The sequence below is a fragment of the Paenibacillus sp. FSL H7-0940 genome (assembly GCF_037979415.1).
GTDB lineage: Bacteria > Bacillota > Bacilli > Paenibacillales > Paenibacillaceae > Paenibacillus > Paenibacillus amylolyticus.
On record NZ_CP150280.1, the window covers coordinates 2,201,014 to 2,227,025 of the forward strand.

Annotated in this window: 22 protein-coding genes and 1 pseudogene; 9 read left to right on the forward strand and 14 right to left on the reverse strand. The window is 44.3% G+C overall.

Going from position 1 to position 26,012, the window contains the following annotated elements:
- Positions 1-24 precede the first annotated feature (24 nt).
- On the forward strand, positions 25-1,143 hold the full coding sequence (locus tag MHB71_RS09705) for an IS110 family transposase (RefSeq protein ID WP_339187772.1): 1,119 nt from the start codon (positions 25-27) through the stop codon (positions 1,141-1,143).
- A gap of 300 nt (positions 1,144-1,443) precedes the next feature.
- Here the strand turns inward: MHB71_RS09705 and MHB71_RS09710 are convergent.
- Positions 1,444-2,691: pseudogene (locus MHB71_RS09710) on the reverse strand (beta-L-arabinofuranosidase domain-containing protein); the annotation flags it as partial.
- A 129-nt stretch (positions 2,692-2,820) separates the two neighbouring features.
- Here MHB71_RS09710 and MHB71_RS09715 point away from each other — a divergent pair.
- Positions 2,821-3,672, forward strand: coding sequence for an AraC family transcriptional regulator (locus MHB71_RS09715; protein WP_340029430.1), 852 nt, complete (start codon positions 2,821-2,823; stop codon positions 3,670-3,672).
- On the opposite strand, the gene MHB71_RS09720 is transcribed toward MHB71_RS09715, so the two are convergent.
- Together MHB71_RS09720 and MHB71_RS09725 are read right to left on the reverse strand one after the other, a co-directional pair.
- Positions 3,669-4,196: a VOC family protein gene (locus MHB71_RS09720; protein ID WP_340029431.1), complete on the reverse strand. Its 528-nt coding sequence runs from the start codon at positions 4,194-4,196 to the stop codon at positions 3,669-3,671. The genes MHB71_RS09715 and MHB71_RS09720 overlap by 4 nt on opposite strands.
- 85 nt (positions 4,197-4,281) lie before the next feature.
- Positions 4,282-5,244 carry a WYL domain-containing protein gene (locus tag MHB71_RS09725; RefSeq protein ID WP_340029433.1) on the reverse strand — a complete coding sequence of 321 codons (963 nt, stop codon included), beginning with the start codon at positions 5,242-5,244 and terminating at the stop codon, positions 4,282-4,284.
- Positions 5,245-5,374: 130 nt separating this feature from the next.
- Between MHB71_RS09725 and MHB71_RS09730 the strand changes: the two genes are divergently transcribed.
- Entirely contained in the window at positions 5,375-6,499 is a 1,125-nt protein-coding gene (locus tag MHB71_RS09730; RefSeq protein ID WP_340029434.1) for a GerAB/ArcD/ProY family transporter, read from the forward strand.
- 85 nt (positions 6,500-6,584) lie between these two features.
- On the opposite strand, the gene MHB71_RS09735 is transcribed toward MHB71_RS09730, so the two are convergent.
- Positions 6,585-7,853 (reverse strand): cytosine deaminase, encoded by a 1,269-nt coding sequence (locus tag MHB71_RS09735; protein ID WP_340029435.1) that lies wholly within the window; start codon positions 7,851-7,853, stop codon positions 6,585-6,587.
- A complete protein-coding gene (gene codB, locus MHB71_RS09740) occupies positions 7,822-9,099 on the reverse strand; it encodes a cytosine permease (RefSeq protein WP_340029436.1) in 1,278 nt (425 codons plus the stop codon). The genes MHB71_RS09735 and codB overlap by 32 nt, the downstream gene beginning before the upstream one ends.
- Positions 9,100-9,597: 498 nt before the next feature.
- Between codB and MHB71_RS09745 the strand changes: the two genes are divergently transcribed.
- Both MHB71_RS09745 and MHB71_RS09750 read left to right on the forward strand, forming a co-directional pair.
- Positions 9,598-10,551 carry an ABC transporter substrate-binding protein gene (locus tag MHB71_RS09745; RefSeq protein ID WP_340029437.1) on the forward strand — a complete coding sequence of 318 codons (954 nt, stop codon included), beginning with the start codon at positions 9,598-9,600 and terminating at the stop codon, positions 10,549-10,551.
- A 171-nt stretch (positions 10,552-10,722) separates the two neighbouring features.
- Positions 10,723-12,441 carry an AraC family transcriptional regulator gene (locus MHB71_RS09750; RefSeq protein ID WP_340029438.1) on the forward strand — a complete coding sequence of 573 codons (1,719 nt, stop codon included), beginning with the start codon at positions 10,723-10,725 and terminating at the stop codon, positions 12,439-12,441.
- Positions 12,442-12,483: 42 nt separating this feature from the next.
- Here the strand turns inward: MHB71_RS09750 and MHB71_RS09755 are convergent, their stop codons facing one another.
- From MHB71_RS09755 to MHB71_RS09765, 3 genes are all read right to left on the reverse strand, one after another.
- Positions 12,484-12,852: a hypothetical protein gene (locus MHB71_RS09755; protein ID WP_340029439.1), complete on the reverse strand. Its 369-nt coding sequence runs from the start codon at positions 12,850-12,852 to the stop codon at positions 12,484-12,486.
- 306 nt (positions 12,853-13,158) lie between these two features.
- Positions 13,159-14,190: a ketopantoate reductase family protein gene (locus tag MHB71_RS09760; protein WP_340029441.1), complete on the reverse strand. Its 1,032-nt coding sequence runs from the start codon at positions 14,188-14,190 to the stop codon at positions 13,159-13,161.
- A 14-nt stretch (positions 14,191-14,204) separates the two neighbouring features.
- Positions 14,205-14,951 (reverse strand): acetoacetate decarboxylase, encoded by a 747-nt coding sequence (locus tag MHB71_RS09765; RefSeq protein WP_340029442.1) that lies wholly within the window; start codon positions 14,949-14,951, stop codon positions 14,205-14,207.
- Positions 14,952-15,335: 384 nt separating this feature from the next.
- On the opposite strand from MHB71_RS09765, the gene MHB71_RS09770 reads away from it, so the two are divergent.
- Positions 15,336-16,223 carry a LysR family transcriptional regulator gene (locus MHB71_RS09770; protein ID WP_100527843.1) on the forward strand — a complete coding sequence of 296 codons (888 nt, stop codon included), beginning with the start codon at positions 15,336-15,338 and terminating at the stop codon, positions 16,221-16,223.
- 87 nt (positions 16,224-16,310) lie between these two features.
- On the opposite strand, the gene MHB71_RS09775 is transcribed toward MHB71_RS09770, so the two are convergent.
- Complete coding sequence (locus MHB71_RS09775) at positions 16,311-17,717, reverse strand: glycoside hydrolase family 4 (RefSeq protein WP_340029443.1); 1,407 nt, start codon at positions 17,715-17,717, stop codon at positions 16,311-16,313.
- A 176-nt stretch (positions 17,718-17,893) separates the two neighbouring features.
- On the opposite strand from MHB71_RS09775, the gene MHB71_RS09780 reads away from it, so the two are divergent.
- Positions 17,894-18,745 carry an AraC family transcriptional regulator gene (locus MHB71_RS09780; protein WP_340029445.1) on the forward strand — a complete coding sequence of 284 codons (852 nt, stop codon included), beginning with the start codon at positions 17,894-17,896 and terminating at the stop codon, positions 18,743-18,745.
- Positions 18,746-18,843: 98 nt separating this feature from the next.
- On the opposite strand, the gene MHB71_RS09785 is transcribed toward MHB71_RS09780, so the two are convergent.
- Together MHB71_RS09785 and MHB71_RS09790 are read right to left on the reverse strand one after the other, a co-directional pair.
- On the reverse strand, positions 18,844-19,968 hold the full coding sequence (locus MHB71_RS09785; protein ID WP_340029446.1) for a phosphotransferase: 1,125 nt from the start codon (positions 19,966-19,968) through the stop codon (positions 18,844-18,846).
- 131 nt (positions 19,969-20,099) lie between these two features.
- Positions 20,100-21,017 (reverse strand): ArsR family transcriptional regulator, encoded by a 918-nt coding sequence (locus MHB71_RS09790; RefSeq protein WP_340029447.1) that lies wholly within the window; start codon positions 21,015-21,017, stop codon positions 20,100-20,102.
- 224 nt (positions 21,018-21,241) lie between these two features.
- Between MHB71_RS09790 and MHB71_RS09795 the strand changes: the two genes are divergently transcribed.
- Positions 21,242-22,735: an alpha-N-arabinofuranosidase gene (locus tag MHB71_RS09795; RefSeq protein WP_340030158.1), complete on the forward strand. Its 1,494-nt coding sequence runs from the start codon at positions 21,242-21,244 to the stop codon at positions 22,733-22,735.
- Between the two features lie 532 nt (positions 22,736-23,267).
- On the opposite strand, the gene MHB71_RS09800 is transcribed toward MHB71_RS09795, so the two are convergent.
- The gene (locus MHB71_RS09800) at positions 23,268-23,840 is read right to left on the reverse strand and encodes a hypothetical protein (RefSeq protein ID WP_340029448.1); all 573 of its coding nucleotides are present in this window, start codon (positions 23,838-23,840) and stop codon (positions 23,268-23,270) included.
- A 116-nt stretch (positions 23,841-23,956) separates the two neighbouring features.
- Positions 23,957-24,871 (reverse strand): DsbA family protein, encoded by a 915-nt coding sequence (locus tag MHB71_RS09805; protein ID WP_340029449.1) that lies wholly within the window; start codon positions 24,869-24,871, stop codon positions 23,957-23,959.
- Positions 24,872-25,004: 133 nt separating this feature from the next.
- Between MHB71_RS09805 and MHB71_RS09810 the strand changes: the two genes are divergently transcribed.
- The gene (locus tag MHB71_RS09810; protein WP_076327567.1) at positions 25,005-25,352 is read left to right on the forward strand and encodes a helix-turn-helix domain-containing protein; all 348 of its coding nucleotides are present in this window, start codon (positions 25,005-25,007) and stop codon (positions 25,350-25,352) included.
- 162 nt (positions 25,353-25,514) lie between these two features.
- On the opposite strand, the gene MHB71_RS09815 is transcribed toward MHB71_RS09810, so the two are convergent.
- On the reverse strand, positions 25,515-25,979 hold the full coding sequence (locus MHB71_RS09815) for an NUDIX domain-containing protein (RefSeq protein ID WP_340029450.1): 465 nt from the start codon (positions 25,977-25,979) through the stop codon (positions 25,515-25,517).
- Positions 25,980-26,012: the final 33 nt, after the last annotated feature.

Consider the following 26,012-nt stretch of genomic DNA (forward strand, 5'->3'; position numbering starts at 1 on the left):
ACACAGCAAAGGAGAGCTATCCCTATGAAGTCTACCACAAAATTCATTGGTTTAGATGTATCCAAAGAAAAAATTTCTGTCGCTATTGCTGACGAGGGTAAAGACAAGCCGCGGTATTACGGTACCATTGCTCATGCGCCTGCTGCCTTACGCAAACTCATCAAAGAGTTGGGTCCGGCAAGCTCCCTCTCGTTTTGTTATGAGGCCGGTCCTACAGGATACGAAACCTACCGCTGGATCGAATCCATGGGGGCCCATTGTGTCGTCATTGCCCCTTCACTCATCCCCAAACGCTCCGGCGATCACGTGAAAACCGATCGACGGGATGCCGAGCAACTGGCACGTCTGTTCCGTGCAGGCGAGCTTACGCCGATTTACGTTCCAGCACGTGAAGATGAGGCGCTTCGTGAATTGGTTCGGGCACGCGAATCGGCAAAAGAAGATGCTCACCGGGCTCGTCAACGCGTGCTCAAATTTTTATTGCGTCACCAGATCCATCCGCCTGAACAAATCAAACGTCGCTGGACGAAAAAATATCGCGTATGGCTTGGACAACTGACCTTCCCGAATGCGCCTATGCAGATTGCGTTTACGGAGTACCTTCATGCCATGGACGAGATCGAGCAACGCATCGGTCGACTGGAAAAAGCCTTGATTGAAGAGGCAGCGACCAGTTCCAAAGCCGATTTGATTCAGATTTTACAGTCTCTGCGTGGCATTGGATTTCTCACGGCCGTCACGCTTGCTGCGGAGATCGGTTCCTTTGCCCGGTTCCGTTCTCCTGCTCAGCTCATGGCTTACTTGGGCCTGGTTCCGCGTGAGCATTCGTCTGGAGTCCGTACCCAACGAGGCTCGCTCACCAAAGCGGGAAATGGACGATTGCGTCGCACCTTGATTGAATCGGCATGGAGTTACCGCCATCGGCCTGCGATTAAAGGGGACTTGGCCCGCCGTTTGGAAGGTCTGCCTGCGGACATACAGCTCATTTCATGGAAAGCCCAGGAACGGCTGCACCGAAAATTCCGCCGTTTAGTTTATGGATTAAACAAACACAAAAATGTCGCGGTCACCGCGGTGGCCAGGGAACTGACCGGGTTCATTTGGGCGGTCGCCCGAACGTTGGAGCTACCGAACGCTCAGTAATCTGTTATTCATCTTGAAGAGACGGATGGTTTAAAAGGAAAAAGGGGAAAACTCCGGAGCCTTAGGCCCGGGAGTTCATGGAAGGTTCAGGAGAGAATGTACGAGGTTCGTTTGCACTAGGCTTTTAATGGGCTGAACGTGCGTGGCTAGCTTGTAAAAGCTCTCCTTGACGAAGGCATACCATGTGGTAACCAACCCACGGATAGCAGCGTGCCAACCGTCGCTCGCATATGGACTCCCGCGCTTAGGGCTTCGGGGAAAAGCAGCTTTTTGTGATGGACTTGACAAAAACGTTCATAGCAACGAACCTAGCAACCGTGCAACATTTGGAGGACAACAGGAGCAACCAAACCATTTCTGTCGGATGGGCTTTACGTGATGTTTATCAGGATTTTTGAGACTTGCTTCTGGCCACACCTCAAGTGGATTGACATAAAAGAAGTGTTTCCCATCCATAGACATGCTGCCCAGCACATTGTTGTATAGCGCTCTCTCCAACACATCCGCATATTCACTTTTAACTTCCAATTGAAGCATGCGTCGTGCCCAGAAAATCAAACCAATTGAAGCACAGGTCTCCGCATAAACGGAATCATTCGGAAGATCGTAGTCAAACGTAAAGGCTTCCCCGAGGTGTGTAGAACCAATGCCTCCGGTAATATACATTTGTTTGCCTGTTGTATTCGACCAAAGTCGTTCACACGCCGCCTTCAGTCCCTCGTCACCTGTTAGTCGCGCAAGATCAGCCATCGCCGTGCACATATATACTGCCCGAACGGAGTGTCCAACAGCTACCTTTTGCTCACGAACAGGAAGATGAGATTGATAGACCTCAAGATTAGGCGCTCCCTGTGACCAGATGTTTGTTCGGCTTCCGCGTTCCCATTCCTCGATAAAATAGTTGGGCTGCTTACCCCGTTCATCTATGAAGTATTGGCTTAGATTCAAATAACGCTCTTCTACCGTAACACCGTATAGCTTAATCAGAGCCAATTCAATTTCCTGATGACCGCAGTAAGCCCTTATCTGTCCCGGCTTGGTTCCGAACATACGATCAATCAGATCAGCGAATCGGCATGAGATGTCTAGTAACTTACGCTTTCCCGTAGCCTGGTAATACGCAACTGCCGCTTCAATTAAATGACCCGCACAATACAGCTCATGAGCTTCATAAAGATTGGTCCATTGTTTCCCAGGTTCTTGGATCGTGAAGTAGGTATTCAGATAACCATCGTCATGTTGGGCTTGGCGGATCAATTCGATGGATTCATCAGCGATCTTCTCTAACCTCTGATCTGGATGATGACGGAGTGAATAAGCAACGGCCTCTAACCACTTGTAAAGATCACTGTCCTGAAATACCCATCCGCCAAACTCTCCTTGCTCCAAGCCTGCAGCAATACGGAAATTTCGAATGGCATGACTCGGCTCTGCATCTTCTACCCTATCGTTCAGAGCTTCCCATTGATAGGGAATAACCGTTTCTCGTACAAGATCGGAATATGTATTCCAAAATTGGTCTTGAATTTGGATCTGGTTCTGTCCCATTATACACACCTCAAAAGTATAAAATTTGACTCTTTTCAAAGTCGAGTATATGCTTTTTCTTAAAGTGAGGATAGGAATGGAATGAGCATTTTTCTATACAAAATGACACTAATAAATGAGGTTGATTCATTGAATGAAGAATTAATTGTTGCCTTACAAACCCCACCTCTTCCATATTACTGGGAATCTGGTCGTTCAACGTTCCGTGTAGGCGACCGTCATCCTAATCGAAGAAATTTCGGTCTGTTTGATGTATTGCTCGTGGTTGATGGGGAACTACATATCGGTGAGAATGGGACGGAATGGACACTTGGTACAGGTGATGCACTGGTATTACTACCTGAAGGTGAGCATTACTCGTTTAGGCCCTGCGAACAGGAAACAATATTTTACTGGGTTCATTTTGAGCATGGGAACTGGCATCAGATTCCCTTAATCGAAGAATGGGAAGCGGTAATTCCGTTATCGCCATTCGATAAGCCAAAATCAATACGGATTCCTAAAAAAACTACGGTGCTAAGTCCCCAACTCGTATTCGATCTAATGCAGAAGCTGTTGGAACTGCCGGTAGGTGATTCCTTCTGGGAGAAGCAGCAACTGTTATTCCGCTTTCTGGCTACACTTGAAAATGGCATCTCAGATATGGCCAAAACACCTGCTTCACGGCTTGCCGAGAACGTAGCTGTTTTCATCCAGCAAAACTACCAAGAAGAGATCACCAATGAAACACTCTCATCAGCGCTACACTTCCACCCTAGCTACATCGTTCGCTGTATGAAAATGAAATACGGTGTCACACCGGTTCATTACTTATTACAATTTAGGATTGAGCGGGCCAAGCAGCTTATGGTTTCGACGGAATGGTCGATAGATCGTATAGCCGCTGAAGTGGGTTTTCAATATTCCCCTTACTTTTCTACCTGCTTCAAGCGAAGTGTTGGAATATCTCCCCTCCAGTTTCGCAAGAAATATCTGAACTAGCTGTTCATGGAGACGCTTTTGGCCCACTCAGCGACTCGCCGACTACTTTCTTCTTCCGATAAATCTTCAATCCGGGTCAGAATAGACCACCGTACGCCAAAAGGGTCTAGTATACTTCCGAATCGATCACCAGACGCAAAGTTAACAATCTCTTCTCTTACTTTCGCCCCTCTGGATACGGCGGTTGCAATGGTTTCATCCACATTCATGACGTAAATCCCTAAAGAATAACATGCATGATCTTGATCTGGGGGCAAAGCCAATTGATATGCCGGGTTCGCTGCTCCCAGCTGTAAAAAACCATTTCCAAAATCTAATTCGGCATGAACAATAAACGTATCACCATTTCCATTTGGATGCTCAGTGATATCCTTCACCCTTGCATTGAAAACAATTTTATAGAAATGAATTGCTTCAGAAGGATCCTTCACTGTTATAAATGGGGTAATCGATGTAACTCCGTTAGGTGTACCCTTCTTTGTATATTTTCCTGAAACTGCCTTGTGTTTTGTCTGTTCACTCATATGTCTACTCCGCCTTCCTTCTCAGTAATCCTAGATTGTCATCATTATAAAACAACTTCACTGACATCTACTGTCAGTGAAGCTGTTAAAGTTGATAGTATTCCATTAACTCGGATACAACAGCAACAAGTCTGTCCTTCAAACGCTGTGGTTCGATGACTTGAATGGACTTCCCATAGGATAGGAGAAAATAGGGGACGTATGTATCAATTGATTTTTCATCAAATAAAAAGATGGCTTGATTAGAAGTCCGCTCTTTCAGATAATGTCCCATAAACCAATGCAGCCCCAAGTCATCCAATGCCTCTGATCGGCCTTCGATAACCAAGGAAATTAACCCCTCTTTCCCTCCTACATCAGGTAACAAATTTTGCAGAAAAAATTCACGAGCAGAAAAAGCTTCCGAACGCTTAAAGCGAATCGGAGTAAGCTTGATTCGCAGAATACGATCTGCCCGAAAGCTGCGGAACTCATTTCTCAAGTGGCAAAACGCAATGGTATACCATTTATTATTCCAGTAAACCATTCCATACGGGTCTATTACTCTATTCTTGGCTTGTTCATCTCGGCTTCTGAGATAATCAATTTCGACAGAGCAATCATTAGCCACGGCTTGCTCCAATTCCGCCAAGATCGGCTGAACGGATGGATCTCCCATGCGATTGATAACGTTAAACCCGGCTAAATGACGGCGAAGTGTGTTTTCCTGATCCTGATTTGTATACATTTTCAATTTGGATGTCGCATTGTCCAATGCCTCACTCAAAGGGTATCCAGCTTCTTTTGCAAACACAGCAGCTTGGAGAAGTGCCTTTTTTTCATCAATATCAAATAACAGAGGTGCTTTGATATGCTGATTCAGCAAGCTATACCCGCCGTTGTGACCCGTATCGGAAATGATCGGTACTCCACTGGCACATAATGCATCAATATATCGATATACGGTTCTTATATTGATTTCTAACTTTTCGGACATCTGTTTTGCAGTTACTTTGGTGCCTGAATTCAGCATCCATAGAATGGCTAACATATTATCGTTCTTTGGCATAACCTGCATCCTCATCTTCAGTTCATTATTGGATATCTCTACATTATATCAGTACAGCATATTTTACATAAAACAACTTCGTTGGGCGATACTACCTAGAAATATATTCTCCGGTTTGGAGCGAAGGCCAATGAAGAAATCCACAACTAATATTAATACCTCCGAGGTCATTATTGTAGTTATCAATTCAATACTCGGAGCTGGAATTCTAACACTCCCTCGCACAATTAGTAAAGCAGTAGGGACACCAGATGTATGGATTTCTGTCATTTTATCAGGATTAATTGTAACCACAATCAGCATCCTCCTTGTAACCTTGTGTCGTAGATTCCCCGGTAAAACGGTATTCGAATTTATACCCGAAATCACAGGTCAGTGGATTGCTTATCTATTGGGACTTTTAATTATCGTGTATTTTGTTGTTCTTTGTTCATTCGAAGTTAGAGTCATGGCCGAAATTACAAGTATGTACATCCTTGAGCGCACGCCTACTTGGGTCACCATTATGGTCAGTTTGTGGATTGGTATTTATATGTTAACGGGTGGTCTTAAGGTCATCATCCGGGTCTTTTCAATCGTGTTGCCCGTTACGCTTGTGTTGTTAGCCCTGGTTTTCCTTTTAAGCAGCAAGATGTTTGAAATTAATAACCTCAGACCACTCCTGGGCGATGGATTCATGCCTGTGTTGAAAGGTCTTAAACCTTCGTGTCTCTCCTATTCTGGATATGAAGTTTTACTTATCATCACAGCTTACATGGTAGACGTGAAAGCAAGCAATAAAGCTGCTATATACAGCATACTTAGTTGTACGATCATCTATTTGGTCACGATTGTTACCGTTGTAGGAAACTTATCTTTGCCAGGAATTCAAACACGAATGTGGCCAACGTTCGACATGGTTCGAAGTTTTGAAATTGAGGGGTTTCTTTTTGAGCGTTATGAATCGCTGTTCATTGTGTTTTGGCTGATGCAGATCTTTGCAACCTATGCTTTTAAACACTATTTTGCAGCAATCGGGATCCGAGATTTGTTTCGTCTCAAAAATATAACGAGCATACAATTCGCGATGTTGCCAGTCTTGTATGTAATTGCTTACTTGCCTAAAAACTTGGAGGAAACGTTAGCTTTGGGTGATTTTCTTGGCAATATGTCCATTTTTTTATTTGGCTTGTTACCACTGCTACTGTTGATCATTAGTTTTGTTCGTAAAAAAGGCGGGAAGCAGACTTCTAGTGAAGCCCTTAAGGCAAGCTGAATGTTTGGTTCTTATTGTATGTAGACAGTAAAAAAAGCAAAAAAGCCGCTAAAATAGCGACTTTAATGGGAGTATATTTTCTTCATTATTTATTAAAAGTAACCTTTTCTGTACTGCCTTCAAAAATGATAGACGTGTCCCGCGGCTTCGATTCCGCGATTTTACGGCCGCCTCTGTAGGAATAAAGTACACCGGCTTGTTTGCGAACAGCCTCATATTCATTCTCTGCTTCAAGTACGATGAAGTTAGCAGGTTTACCTTCTTCAATACCGTATACATCCTCAATGTGTAACGTTCTTGCGCTGTTTTTCGTAATGAAATCGATCGAATTCACGATCTGGTCGTAACCAAGCAACTGCGAAGCATGAATCCCCATGTGCAGTACTTGCAACATGTTGCCTGTACCGAGCGGATACCAAGGATCAAAGATGTCATCGTGACCAAAGCACACATTCAGACCTGCTTCCTGCAACTCTTTGACACGCGTCAGCCCTCTTCTTTTTGGATACGTGTCGAAGCGTCCTTGCAGGTGTATGTTAACCAGCGGATTGGAGACAAAGTTCAGATCAGCCATCTTCAGCAAACGGAACAATTTGTACGTATAAGCGTCATTATATGACCCCATTGCCGTTGTATGACTTGCCGTTGTGCGTGAACCCAGTCCACGTTCGTAAGCTTCCTTGGCAACAACTTCAACAAAACGGGATTGCTCGTCATCGATTTCATCGCAATGGATATCGATCAGACGGTCGTATTTTTCGGCCAGATCAAAGGCAACTTTCATTGAATCAACGCCGTATTCCCGTGTGAATTCGAAGTGTGGAATGCCGCCGACCACGTCAACGCCCATTTTCAGTGACTCTTCCAGCAATTCTGCCCCGTTTGGATAAGAGTGAATGCCTTCTTGTGGGAAAGCAACAAGCTGAATGTCCATATATGGAGCCATTTCTTCTTTGACTTCAAGCATCGCTTTAACTGCGATCAAGCTTGGATCGGTAACGTCCACATGAGTCCGTACATGCTGGATGCCCTGTGCCAATTGCCACTTGAGTGCCGTTTTAGACCGTGTTTTGACATCCTCATGTGTTAAGAAAGCCTTGCGCTCTGACCAGCGTTGGATGCCTTCGAACAGCGTTCCGCTTAGATTCCACTCCGGCTCACCTGCAGTGAGCGTTGTATCGAGATGAATATGCGGCTCAATAAACGGTGGCAGCACAAGCGATCCGTTGACATCCAGGATCTCTTCATTCTCGGTCGTTTCCAGCGATTGTGTGATTCGTTCGAACTTTCCGTCTTTCACAACGATATTCCATAGTCCTTCTTTACCCCGCAATTTTGCGTTCTGTATAATCATTTATTTTCCCCATTTCTTTGGTTTCTTTCGCAGGAACAATCAGCATCAAGACGATATAGGCCACTGCTGTACCAAGCAGTGCGTTCAATGGTGTTACGCCAGGAGCCAGTTGAGCGAATGCAACGCCGATGGCCCAAGCCACCATCGCTACCCAGTTTACATTTTTGAATGACATGTCGGCAAATGGCTTATAGTTTCTACGTTTCACAATGAAGTAATCTGCGATAATAATAGCCCCGATCGATGGTACCGCCGCGCCCAGTACGTTTAGGAAGCTGACGAAGTTGTTGTACATCCACATGGCGAATACGGTACCCACGATACCGTTTACGACGACGAAGAATTTCTTTGAGATTTTGGTGATGTTCGCAAAACCAAGACCCGAAGCGTACAGTGCATTATCGTTGGTTGTCCAGATATTCAGGCCCAGAACGATGATTGCCGGGATGATCAATCCTTGCAGGAACATGACCTCCGAGATATCAGCCAGGTTATAGGCCATTGCGCCAACTGCACCGAACAGAAACATGAGTGAGTTACCCAGGAAGAATGCAATCACTGTTGCAGTAACTGCCTGTTTCGATGTCCGGGAAAACCGGGCAAAATCGGGTGTCAGCGTTCCGCCGCTTATGAATGATCCAATACAGATCGTTAATGCTGCCGCCGCGGTAAGCGACTGAGTCGGCGTGTAATCAAGCAACCCTTGCAGACCACCCAGCGAACCTGCACCTTCGAACATGGAGTAACCACCGAGAATCGCAATCGCAGGAACCGCGATATATCCGAGAATGACGAGTGACTTCATACCAAAGATAGCTGATGCTGTCATGGCAAGTCCGAACACGATAATCAACAGGTACACGTTCCAGTCCATGGCTTTGGCGACCGGAATCGCGAACATGGCTACGCCTACTCCGAACCATCCGACCTGTGTGAAGCCTAGCAGGAATGAAGGTAGATACGACCCTTTTGCACCGAACGCATATTTAGCGAGCAAATGTGTGGACAGGCCCGTTTTGGCAGCGATATGTGCCAGTGCCCCTGTGTAGATACCGAGCACCAGATTTCCTGCAAGTACGATGCCAATAAACTCCATGAACGTCAAACTGACGCCCAATGTGCCTCCTGCCAGCATGCTTGCAGAGAAGAAAGTGAAACCGAGCATGACGGATAACGTCTTCCAAAAGTGGTTTCTTTGCGATTTCGGCACAGCTTGCCATGAAAACTCTTGATCTTGTTTGCTCATCAGAATACCCCCAACGTAAAGTGTATCTGATACCAAAAAAAGCAGAAAAAAGAGGCTACTCGTCAAGTTATACACTGACAAGTAGCCTCTTTTTGCATCATAATCCGCGCGAAGACACAGAGCATCCCATGACGGGATAAGCCCTGATTCTCGCGTGATTATGAAATCCGCTGCCCTTGCCAGCCTCTCTGGACTGAATTAAAGGTACCAGTATTCAATTACATACTATTATTTTGGAAAAACCTGCAGTTGTCAATGTCATTATTATCCAAAGGTTATTAATTCCTTATACAGCAAGCTGTTTTTTATCACGCATACTCCGATGACAACACACCTGCGGATTGAAAACAAAGCAACGAACAAATAGATGCACGCATTGACATTTGTACAAATAAATTCACTGCGTTTTTTTCATTGTAAGCCGCTGAAAAGGCACCTATAATTACGTTGTAATTGATAATGGTTATCAATGAGAAAAAGAGAACTCAGGGGGGAACAATGATGAACAGTACAATTAAGAAACACCTATTCATATGGGGAGCATGCTTCCTTCTTCTATCCGTCCTTGCAGCATGCAGCCGTTCGGAAAGCGCCCCTTCACAAGAAGCTGTGAAGATCAACGAACAAACGACAAAAAGCTATACAATCCAAACAGGCGAAGTGATTGAAATACCCACTCAGCCGCAACGGGTGATCTATCTTGGTTCAACACTTGGAGATCTCCTGGCCATGGATATTTCCGTCGTTGGAGCCAATCTGATTCATGCTTCCGAAAGCTATATTGTAGACCGATTAGAAGGTATTGATGATGTCGGAAATCCTGGTGATTTGGAGGCAATAACAGCCTTGCAGCCTGACTTGATTTTGAATGGTTATAACCAAGATGCTGACCGAAACACCGCTTTTTCGAAGATTGCGCCTACCATTCCGTTCAACTCGGCGTTACCATTTACGGAACGCGTACGCGAACTTGGCAACATTTTTGGCAAACAGGATGAGGCAGAGCAATGGATCAGCAGATTTGATACAAAAGCGGAAGCGATGTGGGACAAGCTGAATGTGGCAGAGGGCGAGACAGCGACCATCTTCTTGCAGTTGGGTAAACAGCTCTATTTGATGGGCAATCGTTCATTGGGTGTAGTCTTGTATCAAGAGCACGGATTTGCAATTCCACCAGCAATTCAGCAAAACATTATCGACAAGGAGCTAACATTCGTCGAACTTTCGGAAGAACTATTGCCGGACTATGCAGGAGATCATCTCTTTGTCCTAACGCTGGATAATGACGAAAGTCGAGCTGAATCTGATCGGTTGTTACAGAGCACACTATGGAAAACACTGCCGGCCGTTCAGCAAGGACACGTTTACAAAGCATCAGCCGATTGGAATACCGACAACCTACTGGCACTGGAGCAATTGCTTGATGAACTACCGAAATGGATGAATCAATAATATCGCATAGATAACGTCAAAAATCCTCCAACCTCTTTGGTTATGGAGGATTTTTGGATTCTGTAAACTTCAGCATCGTGTAATAAGGTCTGCAACGAAACATTCTCTAACGTGTAAAATGTGGTAAACTAGTAATTGAGAATTATTATCACTAGATCGGAGTGCTCCAGAATGCAAATGGCTTCCCTATACATCCAACTGCAGCAGCATGATCTGCTTCAGCTCACACCACTGCAGGAAACCAATCATCATAATCCATCAACCAAGAGCAAGGCTGCCAATGAATATACATTGCTTATTGCTCTGGATCATGGAATTCGGCTGTTAACAAACAACATCTCCCAAGATCTGAGCCAAGGCAGTTGTATTCTGCTCCCTACTCAGCAATCCTACATTCTCAAAACGATAAAAGAGCAAGCGCATGTAGCCCGGTTGACCTTTCTTTCTTTTCAAGTGGATCAGTTGACTCTGCTTCCGGCTTGCCCTCCTCTTATTCTGGGCTCTCCTTACAGGCTATCTCTTTCTACTATAAAATTGGCGTTGGCAGGAGAGGACTGGATCTCTCCCTCGCCTTTGCAAACCAACAAGCAAAATCGGTTGCAGGAGAAGAAATTTACGCCTACGCATCATTCAAAATCAGCAGTTACTCAGGCCCGGCTGCAACTGATACTTAGCCTGATGGCTCAGCTAGAAAGCGCTGCTCCGCCAGTGCAAAATGATCAAGCGGTACAGCGTACACTCAGCTATATGGAGCAGCACTACAACGAAGATCTGACCGTAGAGCTTTTGGCCGAAATGGCCGGCATGGTTCGATGGCAATATAGCAAATTGTTTAAGGTGATGACTGGTAAGAAGCCGACGGACTACCTGACAGAGCTTAGGGTCCAGCACGCTAAAAGACTACTGTCCAGTTCTACCGAGACCTTACGTGAAATATCCCGACAAGTCGGTTTTAAGGATGAGTATTATTTCAGTCGACGCTTTCATCAGCTCACAGGACACCCTCCCCGGGAATACGCCAATATACTAAGACGTACCAGGCAAAGAACGATCACCGATTCCCTCGGCAGGCAGATTTCCCTCCCTGATGTGGCTATACGAATCGTGGCCACAGGTACCAATACCCTTGGTGAGTTGCTTGCTATCGGTATCCGTCCAGTCGGTGCGGGTATAACTACAATGAAATCACAAGTCATATATCGAAACAAACTGCATCAGATCCCGGATATTGGACTGCAAGGCGCATCGGAACAAGTCTCCCTACTGAAGCCTGATCTTATCCTGCTAGGCAACTATAGTGAGCAGCAGTTACCTCGACTGGATGCCATTGCACCTACCATCGTTTATCACGAATCAACCAGCACTTTTGAGCGTCTTCGTTATATTGCGGATCTTTTCGGTCGAAGCAGAACGGCTGAACAGTGGATCGACCGCTATGAGGAAAGTGTCAGGAGGATACGGCGACAATTGGCGGATGATTATATTGCAGGAGAACGAGCAACTGTCTATCTGGTGCTGGGTAAGAACATATATGTTATGGGACAGACGGGATTTGCCGCTACCGTGTATGAATCACTTGGCTTTCGACCCACTGAATCCGTAAATCAACTGATCATTAATGGCAGACCTTGGATACAAATCGATCACAATAAAATCACACAATACGGTGGAGACCGAAACTTCGTGATGGTACCTCAGGAGGAGATGAATGTAAATATACCTTCTCCGCTCCAAAGTTTGGTTGGCATGTTGTTACCCAGTAAAGTACATATAGTAGAAGCTGGCTGGAACTACGATGATCCCCTTACCCGTGAGAGGTTATTGACGATTCTACCCTCTATTTTTGCTAAGGATGAACTCACACCGCTGCTAGCAAATGAAAAAAAATAAACCGTGAAGCACGGTTTATTTTTTCGAAAGATTTTCACCATCTTACGATATGTGTCCAACTACCTCTGGTAATACTCTTTCATATTCCTTATATAAAACATAACGATTAACACCTCTGGAAGAGTTAAGTGCTTCATGCGCGTGCTGAATAGCGGTATCGCGGTTTTCTGCTTTGAGTTCAATACCCACGAGCAATGTTGATCGCATCCACTGTTTTTTAATGGATTGAAGTCTTTCACGCGCATCTTCACTTTTCCCGTCTTCCAAGAGTAGAATGGTTTCGTAATATGTACGGTAGTCCGATAAGCCGATATGAGGTACAGCTTGCCGAATGGCAAACATACTCTTGCGATATAATCCGTAAGCTGCCTTGAACTGTGCTTGTGTTGTTCTTCGCTTATATTTCTGCATAATCTGCTCCATAACTAGTTCTACTTCATCATCAAGTCTGTTTGCAAGAACATAAATAATGTATGTCCCATACAACCAAATAAAACCCGAATTCCCCCCAAGATTTACTCATATGTATCTCCTTCGAATAGAAAAATAACCAGCAAATCTATATTATATCAAATTTAATTCCTCTTTTTGTATAATATTAGGGAACAAAAATCACGAAGAATACTCTATCTGTCGCAAAATCAAGCCTGACTAGATTTACTGATACAACAAAAAAGCCGCTATATTAGCGACTTTCAGTTGAAATAATTGAATTTATTATTGTGCACTTAATAGTTCTTCAAAAGCTTTTATGTTCGTGTCAAAATCAGGAACGGTTTGAGTTTCTTCAGCAGATTTGACCAGTTTTACTACTAAATCATTATAAGGTGTCGCAATTCCGGTACCCTCTGCTCTGCTTGAAACAACCCCGTTAATATAATCAATCTCCGTTTTGCGGTTCTTCTCCAGATCTTGAAGCATGCTTGCTTTGAGCAGTCTGGAGGGCTCCATCACGTAACGTAATGTTTTCACCCGTTCAGGGATATCTTCTTCGCTGTTCAGTTCGAGTGAAGCGATGTCGAATCCATTCATTTTAACCAAGGTGACCCCATTGGCGCGAGCAACTTTAATCGTCTCGTCCGCAATATGAGCTGCACTTACAATGCCGGCTTCGTGATCGATAATGTCTCCGTATTCCCCATTCAATGCAGCGGACAAACCACTAAATGCATTGTTGATCAGCAATTTGGACCATTTGGTTCCAACCAGGTTATCGGAAATATGTGTTCCACCCATAAGGTCCAACACCGATTTTACGCGTTGAATTCGTTCGGTAATTTCACCATTTAATTCGCCAATCTGAAAAGCATACTGCTTAAATTGAGTGTACTCGGTAGTCAGACTTGATACACCTGGTTCAATAAATGTAGCGCCAAATTCAACGGAGCCAGCAATGACACGTTTTTCACCCACGATGGACGCCACTTTTTCTTCGGGAATCCCGTTCTGCAAGGAACACACCATACTGTCTTCATTCAAGAATGGAATTAATTCCTGAAGGATGGAATCGTTGTAGAGTTGTTTGGTTAAAAGTAACACGAGGTCATATTGTCCTGATTTCTGATCAGGAGTAATGGCTTTTACTTTTGCCTGAAACTCTGTGGTACCCGTCACTTTAGCACCGGTCTGATTTAAAGCATCTACATGTTCTTGATATGCATCAATTAACTCAACGTCCAGTCCACCATCCGCAAGGTATGCACCTACGATGGTTCCCAAAGATCCCGCGCCTACAATTGCAATTCTCATTTTATTTTTCCTCCTTATTTTTCTTCCAGGTAGTTATATACAGGTTGTGCAGCGTTTAAGGTTAGGTTGGTAAGGATATGAGAAGCTGACACCACTTCCAACACAGGCAGATCTGCAAGAGGTGCCAACGCATGTTCGAACAGTTGAAGTCGGGCAAGTCCTGTCCAAGCTTCCTTCACTTCGATGTCCGTAATTTGAGTACGGATCAGATCACATATTCTTAAATTCCCGGTATAGTCGGTAGCAATCTTAATCATAAAATTAGGTCGGCATATTTCACGTTTGGCGAACTCTTTATCCATCTCCACATGTTTATATCCCATCGTTGCCGTGGCTACACGCAGCGTTCCATAATCTAGTGTGCCGACAAGTGTATCTGAATCGGTATACAGCTTGGGCGCACCCAGCTTTTTCGGATAGGCGGTGAGCTCTCGACCACTCGCAATCGCGGGGAAATTGTCTACGTACATCGAATGCACATAATCGCCTTCCTCCCCATTGAATTGCACAGGAATAACTTGTCCAGCTTCTGTATAAGCACCCAGTCCAGAAACATCCGGCATCCACATCACTTCGAATTTCACCAAAGGTTCAGTAATTTCCAGAGGCTCTGGTACGGCTGCCCGCAACGCTTTTTCATCGGTCCGGTAAATAATATTCAAGTATTCACGATTCACGAATTTGTACGGTGGCATCGGATATGCCGGAGCCGTTAGGGGTGTATTCAGATTTTTAGCTATGTTATTCACATCGATTTTCATCAAAGACACCTACCTTATGTTTTGGTTCTATATAAGTTGAACTCAAGATTATTTACACTGACACTACGATGACAGAACAACCTTCCAATCGCTGTTATCCCCAGATTTTTCGATTCCCCTTCTAAAGGGGAAAATCCGGTGATAGCTTATGCTTCCGATGCAGCTTTCTTTCAGAAAGCTTTTAGGCGAACGCTTTGCTTTTTCAGGTTTTTTCTGTCCTCTCCGTTATTGTGTAAATAATTAGTTCAACTTATATAGTCAGGTTTTTGGTATTTAAAATTTGATCTGTATCTCATAAAAAAATTCTACATCAATATTTAAATTTAATATAATACATAATAAGTACTATATATATTTATCAGAATAAATAAGGAGTGCAGATAAATGGAATTGCTTCAGCTAAAATACTTTCAGACCGTTGCCTATACTGAACATATCTCCAAGGCAGCTGCACAATTGAATATCGCTCAACCCTCCCTGAGCTTAACGATTAAAAGACTTGAGGATGAACTCGGTACCCCCCTATTTCATAGGAGAGGACGAAATATTCAATTGAATTCCTCAGGTGAGATTTTATTGAAGCATGTGAACAGGATTTTTATTGAAATTGAAAATGCAGAGATGGAGATTAAAGCGGAGGAACAGCAAATATCCAATACAATCAGGATCTCGATTACGAATACTCGGTTCCTCACAGGTCTCATTAGTGACTATATCAACGGTTCCCCCGAAACTAAGCTTCATCAGGGTATTGGGACACGCAGTGAAATTATTACAGGATTGAAGAAAGGCGACATGCATCTGGGCATTACGGGACATCCGATTCAGGATGAGGAGATTGAGAGTGTTGTTCTTGTTGAGGAGGACATTGTTCTGGTTGTACCCACGAATCATGCATACGGCGGAGAGACAAGCGTCTCACTAAGTGTTGTTGCAAACGAGCCCTTTATTTCCCTTGCCGATAATAAGGAGTACAGCCGATTTACCACCATGCTCTGTGAAAAAGCAGGTTTTCTGCCCAATCATGCATTTGAGGTCGATTCTCATACCCTGCTTGAAATTATCAGGCTTAATCAGGGTGTTGCATTACTTCCGATCTCCGTGTGTAGAGCACTGGGGTTACGTTATGTAAAAATTGCTGATGATTCAGCGAGATATCCAATTAGCCTCTCCTGGGTCAAACAAAAATGGTTATCTCCTGCTGTAAGAGAATTCCGTGATTTTATTACTTCGTACTATGAAGACCATGCTGGCTTGTTTAAAGTGGAGTAGGATTTCTTGATACATGACAAACGATAAAAACAAAGACCACGTTAGTCCCATGGAAGGGACCGACGTGGTCTTTGTTCGTTATCGTTCTTAGCTATACTGCAGTCTATCCTTATACCAAACATCCGGAATCATCTTACGCTCCAGTTCCAACAATTCATGGATGATCTTGTCCGCGTCACTGATGGAATTCACGAGCGGGTCGGTGAGCATCGCCCTTCTCAGCTTCTCGTAGCTCTGTTCCAGAACAGCTTCAACTGTGAGCTCATGCGTATCCAGTACAAGTTCTTGCATACCTCTAATTCCACGTGGCATCTCGCCTACATGGAGTGGCTTCACTCCATCCATATCTACATCGCACAGTAGTTCCAGGAACGAATCGTTATTCATATTAGTTACCGCGCCTTGATTGAGCGTATTGATGAAGAACTTTTTGCCCAAGTTACCCACCATATTCTCGATGATGTCAGTCGCATGATCTGGTCCGAAGGTGCTCATATAATCGGCAATCGGGATGTTCCCTGCAAGGAAGTCATCCACCTGACGACACATTTCATCATGACGCTCATATCTGTCCTCTGTCTCCCAGATCGATAATGGCGGGATGGTGTCCGCAGTTTTGCCAAGACCCTGCCAATACCGAACGTATTCTTTTGTATGCGCTGTACAAGTGGGAATGATTCCGAAAATATCATATAGTTCATAGGTAATTGCATCGTTATACAGAGCTTTTGCGCCGCGATCACCGCCATTATTCTCCTCACCTGCCATTTTGCGCATGGCTTCTGCGATTGTGGGCATCACATTGTTTCCTTCATACTCGGCTTTGAGCAGCCAAGTGAAATGATTAACACCCGCGATACGAAAATCGAATTTCTGGTCTATTCCTGCGGTAAACTGGCTTGTATTTTCGATGATTCCGGCTCGTACGGCATAATAGGCTTTCTTATGCGGCATATGATGACTATCGCACAGCGCAAACGATTTAAGCTTCGGAGCATATCGATGTAATGCGATGCCATGAACGGTAGACGGGTTAATATAATTGATCACCCACGCATCTGGACACAGCTCCTCTATGTCTTTGGCGCATTCCATGATAACCGGCAGTTCCCGCATTGCGCGAAAGATTCCACCAGGGCCAATTGTATCGCCGGAACACATACGAATTCCATACTTTAGAGAAACCTGGCAGTCAATGCCCCGATATTTCACCGATTCTTCCGCAAAGCTGAGCACAACGAAGTCGGCTCCCGGTAGTACCTGTCTTCGGTCCACTGAACCCTCAATCTTTAGGGATACGTTGTTCTCCTTGGCGACCATTTCCGCTAATTTTACCATTTTCGAAAGCCGTTCCTCGTCCGTATCCACCAAAGCCAGCGTTCCCTGATTCAAATATGGGGAGTGTACCATCTGCCAGATGGACTGACGACCAAAAAACAGGCTTCCCGCCCCAATAACAACTACCTTTGGATGCTGAGTACTTGTAGCATTCATTAATAACCCCTCCTTTTAACGATATAAGTTCATTATAGGTGAGTGGGCTGGAATCGGAATGTGTGATAGTTTTCAAAACATGTCATATCGTACGATAGTTAACAAGAGATAAATCCTTTGTTATGATAGTGAAAAATGAAGGATGTCATAAAGTAGAGAGGAATGAGTTGGATTAGATGCACACAGGAACTGTAAATATGAGTATAATCGACGAACTTTCGGAGTATATCACACTTCGCATGAGCTCTTATTTGGAACAAACGCACGACAGTAATTGGACGGAGCACAAGGCTCATTCCGATTATGATCTGTGGTTCATTACAGCAGGCTCCGTCCAGATTACCATCGATGGAATCGAGCATATCGCAGGCCCGGGTGACGTGGTGTTTTTTTATCCGGATATGCCCTATATTGCTTCCACGACCGGAGAGATGTGCCGATTCGTATACATGCACTTTGATTTCAGCATCGCTGAGCAAAAGCGAATTCTCGGCGAGTTTCAGCTCTCGGGCATCGTACCTGGCAATCTGATTCAAGAGGAATCAACACTCTTCACCTCGTCCTATCGAAGATTCAAGCAGAGTAGCGGCGCTTCTGCCAGTCCACTTTACTTGAAAGCCTCTCTGCTTCTCGTCATCGCCAAAATTTTGGAATTACATAGGCAAGGGCTGTATCACGGTGAGTTTCTGAAAGACCGAAAACCGAAGAAGATCGAAGGAAGTCTGGAAGTTCTGCAGAATGTTTTTCCATACGTGGATGCGAATCTGCATCGTGCCATCCGAGTTAACGAGCTTGCAGACATTGCTGGCGTCTCTGAGAAATATTTTATTTCGTTGTTCAAAAAAATTCTCGGTATTACACCGGGGCAGTATATCAATCAGATCAAAATGAACCGGGCCAGAGACTATCTGTATGAGAAAAAATATACGATCCAGCAAATTGCCGGATTTCTGGGTTATCCCGACCCCTTCACGTTCTCCAAAGCATTCAAAAAATTTTACAACGTACCTCCTTCCAAATTTGAATAACATGCCGCAGACAAACAAAGAGGCAACCGGTCGATCCGGCTGCCTCCATACTTGATGAATCCTTGGTTATTCAGGGTTTAGTTTACGTACAGGTCTCTTCAGCGTCCCTCATACTCAAAAGGAGCTTCAGTGGAATACATCTCATGGAAAAATCCTTTATACGGTATATCCTCTTCCAGACATTTAATGAGATACAACAGTTCTTCGTTAGCTTCCGGTTCTTCGCCAGCACGCTGCATTTCCTCAAATTGACCTAGAATATTCTCCAAGAGAGTGACTTGAATAAATAAAGGCAGCTTCTCCAGCATCGAATCTTCGATCTTGGTTTCGGAAGTATATCCAGCGAGGGCGGTTTGGAAATAGTCATCCATGAACTGTTTACGTTTGTCCGACTCAGGTTCAAATTGAATCCAACCGACTCCGTTGATCCACATACCTGCGAGGTCAAACATGTACCAGCCAAAACAGGAATTGTCGAAATCATATACCGTGATTTGTCCCGTATCAAACTCGATCGAATAATTCCCGTCATTATAATCGAAATGGATCATACCAAATGTCTCCTGGCTCGCCTCCAATTCTTTTACCGCTTGGAGAAGCTCCACCATTTTGCTTCTGAGCAGAGAAAATGATTTAGGGACCAACTTCTCGATATACTCCGCATTATATTTGTCCAAAAAATCATGCCTGCTATGAACGGGTACATAGCTTTTGGATAGCTGATGCATTCTGCCCAGAACTTTACCGCTATTATAATAGTATTCGCTAAGTGGAACGCCTTCCCGGTACTGATAATGGTTTTCTACCAGCAACTTCCCCTTGGCCTTCACAAACATACAGATAAAGAACGTATGCTCATCATAAGTGATCTCTTCTAACAGATGGCCCTTTTTCGAGCTGACTACATTCGAGACACTTGCACCGTGCTCAAATAAATACCGGACATACTCCAGTTCGGCAATGTAATCTTCCCGCTTTCTGTCAGGCAAAAAAGACACCCGTAGAATTAGCGATTCATGCCCCTTTTGCTCGCAAGTGTAAACGACATTACGTCCACCCTCATGAGGCGGAATAAGCTGAATATTGTAACCCTCCAGATGAAACAGCTCGGGTACCAGCGTCAGTACATGTGTATTGCTGATGTCAACAGCTTTATTAAAATTAATAATAATCTCCTCCAGTAAACATTGTTTGGACGGTTTCCCGCACTGCAATGTCCACAAAAGGAATCTCTGTAACGCAAATATCCTTCTGTGAACCTAAAGCAAAATCACCTTGTTAGACATTTAAAAACGCTCCTTTTTGTTCAGATGTTTACATCTTATCCTAATATTCCACATTTTTCTAGCCAAATTTATAACTCAGCAGCCTCGTAATAGTACCGTATCAAAATGTCCTGATCGTAGTTGCCGAACCCTTTCCCGAACAACGTAAGTCCGCCTCGACCGGGCACCCCTTCTTCCGGTCTTAATCCAAACGTCCAGTAAGTGGATGAATCCAGTTCCAGATCATGGATACGCACATCCGAGATGCGCTGGCTATCCATAAACGTCCCTTCTTCGTTAATGCGCAGCACCTTCAGTACACCATACTGGTTGACGTCCAATTTCCACCATAGCGGTGTATGTTTGCCCTTCCGATCCCCGAAATCCCCTGGGCTTGTCCAGGTTCCAAGGTGATGACCATTAAGGGAAAAACGGATATCGGAAGGCCAGTTTTCATTAACTTGGGGTGCTTCCGAACTGAGTTCGAGTGAAATTTCAATTTCCTGGAGATGCTGTTCTGTATTCAGATAATTGGGAATCTTATATTCCAGAAAACCTCGTGCCAACCAAAGAATACCTGCATTGACCCGATCCGGGTCCATGAAGCAGGCCGGGGTATCATATTGCCCAATCATCTGCGTTGTTGTTGCAATGCCACAGGTGGGCCAGGCTTCGTAATCCGTATACTGACCAACCGGAATAGAGACTTCATGATAAGGAGCATCAACTGGTTCAGGGGAGAGATTGATAGTCATAAATTCTTGCAGAATAAAGCAGTATTTATACGTTCCACCGTTCTCACGCTTCATGCGGCTGCCTACGATGCCCGCTTTCTGCAATTTGCTTACATGTGTACTAACGATGGCTTTGCTAAGATACAGCTCTTTGGCAAGCGCATTGATATGCATCTCCCTGTTTTGCAATAATAAGCGAACGATATTTAAACGGGCCTCGCTGGCGAGCGCCTCATATATGATCAAGGATGTGGCATCCGTGCCAAGCATCATGAACTTCACTTCCCTATCTCTATAGAATCCATATATTATTGATTTAGAATTCGTTATTTAGCGAACCCTGCGAAATAAACTTGCTCAACATAATAGCATTATGATACACATTAGATAACAAATCAATCTGTTGATTTTGCTTTTATGCGAACTCATCTTGAAATAAAGTTTATTACACACCTAAAATTAATTCTATGGAGGTTTTCCCATTGCTTACATCCAAAATGCTTATCGATAAAGACTTTCAGATTGCTGAAGTAGATCCGCGTGTCTATGGTTCATTTATAGAACATCTGGGAAGGGCCGTATACGGCGGAATTTATGATCCAGGTCATCCTACGGCAGATGCTCAAGGTTTCCGTCAGGATGCCATTGAAGCGATTAAAGCTTTGAATGTGCCAATTGTTCGTTATCCGGGCGGCAATTTCGTATCCGGTTACAATTGGGAGGACGGCGTTGGTCCGGTAGCGGAGCGTAAACGCAGACTTGAACTCGCTTGGTGGACGATTGAAACAAATGCGGTAGGAACAAACGAATTTGCAGATTGGGCCAAACTGGTTGGAACCGAAGTCATGATGGCTGTAAACCTGGGTACTCGCGGCATTGATGCGGCCAGAAACCTGATCGAATACTGCAACCACCCATCTGGCACATACTGGAGTGATCTGCGTATCTCTCACGGTTACAAGGACCCGCATAAATTCAAAACCTGGTGTCTAGGCAACGAAATGGACGGCCCTTGGCAGATTGGTGCAATGACTGCATATGAATATGGCCGTATTGCCAATGAGACAGCCAAAGCGATGAAATGGGTTGATCCGGATATCGAGCTTGTGGCTTGCGGCAGTTCCAGCCGTGATATGAGTACATTTGCAGATTGGGAAGCAACCGTGCTGGATCTCACCTATGAAAATGTGGACTACTTGTCCCTGCATCAGTACTACAACAATAATAAAGACAACACGTATGACTTCCTGGCGACATCGCTGGATCTGGATCAATTTATTGATAGTGTTGCTTCGATCTGTGATTTTGTACAAGCCAAGAAACGTAGCAAAAAGAAATTAATGCTGTCTCTGGATGAATGGAATGTCTGGAAATCCATCGGCACGAGCCGTATGGAAGAACGGTGGCAGATTGCTCCTCCAGAGTTTGAAGATGTGTATACACATGAAGATGCACTAGCTGTGGGCTGTTACCTGATTACCATACTCAAACATGCCGACCGTGTAAAAATGGCTTGTCTTGCTCAGTTGATTAACACCATTGCACCAATCATGACGGAAAATAACGGAGCAATCTGGTTCCAGACGACGTATTTCCCATTCATGCATGCATCCAACTTCGGTCGTGGTACGGTGTTGCGATCCATCACAACTTCACCTAAATATGATTCCAAAGACTTTACAGATGTGCCTTATCTCGAAGCGATCAGTGTGCATGATGAAGAAAACGGCACGATCACAATCTTTGCGGTGAACAGACATCTGGATGAGAAGTTGGAACTGAATGTGGATCTGCGTTCCTTCGGAGAAACCACATTTGTGGAGCATATCGTATTGGAGAACAACGACTTGAAAGCCACCAATACCAAAGAAAACCCACGTAACGTTGTTCCTCACAACGGCGGATATACAACGGTTGACGAGGGTAAAGTGCAAGCAGTCTTGAACAAAGCATCATGGAACGTGATTCGCCTCAAAACCAAACAGGCTTAATAAGAGCGGGATAGAGTTTTCTCCTACTCTGCAACATCAGCATTGTTTTTCGCACCGCGTGTAGCTGCCTGCGCGCGGTGCTTTTTGCTGTATGATGGCAAACGGCCCAACTACATAGTTCCAAAGTTAGAAGTGTGGCGCGTATTGAAAATCCCAGTTTTTATTCCTCGCAACGAACGAATTTAACGAACACAGGAGAAGTTATGCTGCAGAATCAGCCCCTTTTTCACACTATATCTCACATTTTGCAGCGAATAGGGTTTGTCATGTTCGTTAGCACTGAGCAAGCATGCTATATTGAGCTGGTTCGAACTTCATATACAGCATAAGCAAATAAGCCACCCTCCGTTTGCCGTACGGAGAGCAGCTTGCAGTTAAGCATCTAGCGAAGAAGCTGAAACAGAACAGAGAAGAAGATAAGGAACAGAACAGAACAGATCAGAAAGAGATCAAATCACCCAACACACTAGCAATACTTCCTTCCCAAATGAAAAGAAGGTTATGTTCTATTTCACGATTTTCATTTCAAGTATTATCCTTGTTGTGCTTCCTCTTCACCTTCGGTTTCAGCCTGAGCTGCTTGGCTTGCTGGAGTCATCAGCCCTTGAACTGCCCCCATAAATGGCTGAATCTGCTTAATCATGCCATACCCCATTTTGACCACAGGTGTAAACCGCTGGATCATGCCAAACAACCGCATGCCACCGCCTAACATACCTCCAATCGAGCCTGCACCGCCAAAGCCACCTAACAATGAGCCTAGCATAGGCATGAAAGATGATACCTGGGCTTGCCTAGACGCTGAGCGAGACATCGACCGGGATCGTATTTGCGACTTACGTGTGCTGTTCACCCGTTTACGGTTTCGAGAGGATGCTGTTTTTCTCGTAGCCCCTGCTTTAGGTTTGGTTTTGCGAGCACTGCCTTCAGATGAGGGTGCTGTGATTGCGGCCTGAGTAAGCTTTCCGCCCCCGGTAAGCACTACGCCTTCGCTGTTAACACCAGAGATGTACCCGACGTACGTCTCGCCATTATGAAGAGTCACGCAGACTGGGCGATCCTTGAGCCGTTTCACCCGGACGTGTATTTCATTGGTTTTAGCCATGGAATTCACCTCACTTGACTTGATCTACTTCAGTCTACGCAATGGGTGGACGACTTGCCTGTGCGAATAACACATCCGTGTGCCGAAAGCAGGAAGATTCTAACACGGCTCCTGCCTCAGATATGCTCAATATACATCTCATCCAAAATATGACCCATACGATATGTGTGCTCTGCCAATTCAGATTTCACATATGATTCAATATCACTCTTTTCGATATTGTACAAGACCTCAATTTCTTTAGAAAAAAGAAGGTGTCCTTCATTGATTTTCTGCTCCAACGAGGTTATCTGTTTGGGTTTCAGATCACTACCGAGCACCTGCTGAAGTGCTTGCACATATGTTTCAAGAGAACGCGCTCCGACAATTTTCATACCCTGGTTCTCTTCATTCACAATGATAATGGATGGGAAACCTCTAACTCCCAAACTAGCCACACTCTCAAAGTCTTCCTCTAATAACTCTTGTGCAGATTGCTCTGCAGCCGCCTCAACTATTTCTTTTCCATTCAAGCCCAGTTGATTGACGATATCCGTCAGCACATCATCTTCTCCAATATTTCGATTAAATGCAAACACGGCTTCACGCGCACGTCTTAAAAAGTCCTGCTCTTTACCAGGGTGTGTACTCTGAATGACCTTAAATACGCGAGATGGCGGATAGGAAGAAAGTATTGGATTATCATGCCATAAGGAACCGTCGATGGGCATGCGTGAATTTTCACCCACTTCCTTCCAATGCTCTGCAACGTCCGAAGGTTTCTGAATCCCGTTAGCGCCATCCGAGAAACCATTCCAGTTAGCCAATAGCCCACCCATTTTGATTTGCAGCGTAAAATAATGGCCGTATTCCTCAATAAACCGATGAAGCACAGGCTCAAGCGCCCAGCAGTGAGAGCAGATCGGATCTGTTGCGTAATATAGAGTTATCCTTTTCTCAACATGATTCAGATTGATTTCTTGCATCGCCTCTTCTTCGTTCACACCACATACGCCTGTTTCCAGATCACACATCATAGATTCGTTACTCACGTTATCCCGCCTTTATATTGTCTTATGAATTGATTTTCTTGTGTTAGTTTGATTATAATATCTACAATCTTCTGAACAAGTACGATTCTTTTTCTGACTTAGTATCAAAAAGTATACTATTGGAGGGTATCAAGTGAAATACGAGTTTAATTTTGATCAGTTATGTCCAGCGACTTATGCATTTCAGGTCATTGGAGGCAAGTGGAATCTTCCGATTCTGGCAATCCTCAGTGAAAATGACTGTATACGTTACAATGAATTAAAAAGAAGACTGCCTGGCATTACCGGAACGATGTTAACGAACTGTTTGAAGGATTTGATTCATTCCGGCATCGTGCATCGGGAGCAATATAACGAGGTGCCACCGAGAGTGGAGTATTCGCTCACAGAATCGGGTAAGGAATTGGTCCCCTTAATTGAATCCATGGTAATGTGGGGTCAGAAAAATATGACAGCAGGTGTGAAGCAACAAGATATATAACTCCTGGCCTAATGTAACCCCTTAGCATAGATGTTCATTTTTGAATCGCTCTGTACACTTTGTTCAACGACAAAAAGGCTATTTCACTGGACCATCATGTCCTTTGAAATAGCCTTTCCTTTATAAATACAAGACGGCCGCTTGTTTACAACGTGTGCACATCTAACTATTCAGGTCGTCATCTTCCTCATTTCCTAAATACATAACCGTTTTTTCTCCCTCAACCAATCTAATGATCTGCTTTCGTAATTTTGAAGGAAATAAAGGTAGTTCGTTTATATTTTTAATTTTGAGCCATTCATATTCCACTTGATTTTCGTCACTTGGCAGAATAGAACTATCTTGGTCCATCAAACCTATGTACTCGCATAAAAAAACAAAATCTACACGATGAAGAGCTTCACCGTATACCCCTTCAATGACAAATTCCAGTGATAACGGTTCTACATCTATTCCGATTTCTTCCACAACTTCACGCTTCACAGCATCCGTCAGGGTTTCACCTGCATTCTGGCTCCCACCAGGCAGAATGTAGATGACTTCATCATTATCATCCTGCTTCATTGCAAGCATTCTCCCGTCTTTAATGATCAATGCTTTTGCAGAATTTCTAATCTTTCTCTCCATTGCTAATCCCCCATATATATCTGTATCATGTTG